Source organism: Actinophytocola sp., assembly GCF_035712165.1.
Lineage (GTDB): Bacteria > Actinomycetota > Actinomycetes > Mycobacteriales > Pseudonocardiaceae > DASYTH01.
The window spans coordinates 1-2,321 of sequence record NZ_DASTBH010000411.1; the positions used below are offsets into that span (position 1 = coordinate 1).

The 2,321-nt window shown below is 70.3% G+C and carries 2 protein-coding genes; both read right to left on the bottom strand.

Going from position 1 to position 2,321, the window contains the following annotated elements; all coding sequences use genetic code 11:
- Positions 1-466, bottom strand: a 466-nt coding sequence (locus tag VFO68_RS22855; protein WP_325160407.1) for a hypothetical protein, incomplete at its 3' end; no start/stop codon positions are given.
- A gap of 197 nt (positions 467-663) precedes the next feature.
- Positions 664-2,321 (bottom strand): MMPL family transporter (locus VFO68_RS22860; protein WP_325160408.1); only part of this gene is annotated, 1,658 nt, incomplete at its 5' end.

The following is a 2,321-nucleotide window of genomic DNA, read 5'->3' on the forward strand; positions in this document are numbered from 1 at the left end:
TCGGTGTCGTTGTGGTGGTTGTCGTTGTTGTCGTGGTTGGTGGGGTGGTGGTGGTCGTCGTTGGGGGCACCGTGGTCGAGCTGGTCGGCACAGTCGTGGACGGCTGGGATGACTCGGTGGTCGTGCTCGTGGGCGGGAGCGACGTGAACGTGGTGCGACCGGTGGAGGAGACCGGCGGAATGGTTTCTCCGGTGCCGAGTTCGATGATCAGGTTTATCAGGTCCCGGCACTCCGATGGCGCGCTCTCGTAGGACTGCACCCCGGCGCACTCACCGGTGACGAACAGTTCCAGCAGGGCGGGCAAACCACCGGGATAGTCATGGGCCACGGAGTTGAGCCCGGCGATGGTCTCCTCGACCGTCGGCACCCGCAGTGGGCTTGCCGAGGCCGCCGAGTTGAGCCCGGACACGTGCAGCACCATGGCGGCGACCAGCGCGGACGTCGCGGTGACACTGATTGTCGCCACGAACCTGGGATTTCTGCGGGCGCGCGAGAAGGCAAAGCGGGACACCAGCAACTCCTCGTTATTACGATGAGAATCGGTTCAACCGCGCCGGAGGCGCCCGCCCGAGCCCCTTCAACGGCCTTCCCACGGTACCGACGGGTATGGCCGGGAGAAATCGGCCAGTCGGCCCAAACCACCATGCTGCGTCCGGGGTCGCATCACCGTCTACTGTGGACAATGGAGCTGGCCGGCGGCGCGGCGGCGCGGGGGGTGGGCGGGCGGTGGTCGAGTACGTGCGGGAGCAGGCGGTCGAGCCAGCGCGGGAGCCACCAGTTCCAGCGGCCGAGGAGGACCATGGTGGCGGGCACGAGCAGGCAGCGGACGATGGTGGCGTCGACGACGATGGCGGTGGCCAGGCCCAGTCCGAAGATCTTCACGGTGGGGTTGTCCACCAGGATGAAGCTGGCGAAGACGCACACCATGATCAGGGCGGCGGAGGTGATCACGCCTCCGGTCTCGGCGAGGCCGCGACGGACGGCAACGAGGTTGTCCCCGGTGCGGATCCAGTGTTCCCGCATCGCCGAGAGCAGGAACACCTCGTAGTCCATGGACAGTCCGAACAGGACGGCGAAGAGCACCATGGGCACGTAGCTGTCGATCGGCACCGGCCCGTCGAGACCGAGCAGGCCCGCTCCCCAGCCCCACTGGAACACCGCCGTCACCACACCGTAGGCGGCGCACACCGACACGATGTTCATCAGCGCCGCCTTGACCGGCAGCAGCACCGACCGGAACGCCAGCAGCAACAGCGCGCACGCCACGCCGATGACAGCCAGGATGAGCCACGGCAACCGGCTGGTGATGCGGTTCGCCAGGTCGATGCGGGTGGCGGTGCCGCCACCGACGTGAGCTTCGCCGAACCGCGGCAACACCTCCGTGCGCAGCCGGGCGACGAGGTCGCTGGTGGTGGGGTCGGACGGCGCCGTGGTCGGGACCACCCGCAGCGACACCGCTCCGGAGGGCAGCGCGCGCGGCGGCGACACCGACGCGACGCCCCTGGTCCCGCGCAACGTGTCCGTCGCGGCCCGCGCCTGGGCCGGGTCGGTCAGCACCACGCTGAGCGGACCGTTCTCGCCAGGCCCCCACGCCGCCGCGGTGGCCTTGTAGTGCAGCACGGTCTGCTGGTCCGTGCCGCGGTCGCCGGCGTCGGACTGCCCGAGCCGCAACGCGAGCGCCGGCGCGCCGAGACCGAGCAGCACGGCCGTGCTGGCGATGACGACCAGCACGGGACGGCGGGCCGACCAGGACGCGAACCGGCCCCACACACTCCCGTCCAGGGCCTCGTCGGCGGCGGCCGCCGGACGGCCACGACCGAGCCGCTCGCCCGCCATGGCAAGCACCGCGGGAGTCAGCGTGATGGCGGAGATCACCGCGCCGGCGACCAGCAACGCGCTGCTCCAGCCCAGCCAGGACACGAAATCGACGCCGGTCAGCATCAACCCGCTGATCGCCACGACCACGGTGGCGCCGGCGAACACCACCGCCGCGGGGGCCGACCGCGCGGTGCCGGCCACCGCCGCCGGCACGGGTAACCCGGTGGCGAGCAGCCTGCGTTGTTTGCTGACCAGGAACAGCGTGTAGTCGACCCCGACCCCGAGCCCGATCATCGCGGCGAGCGTCGGCGCGACGTCGGGAATGCTCACGGCGCTCTTGAGCATGTCCAGCCCGGCCAACCCACCGACGACCACGAGCACCGCCGTGACGACCGGAAGCAACGCCGCGACGGCCGAGCCGAACGCCAGCAGCAACACCACCAGCGCGGCGATGATGCCGATGATCTCGCTGGGCCGGGAGTTCAGCGCGGACAACGTTCGTC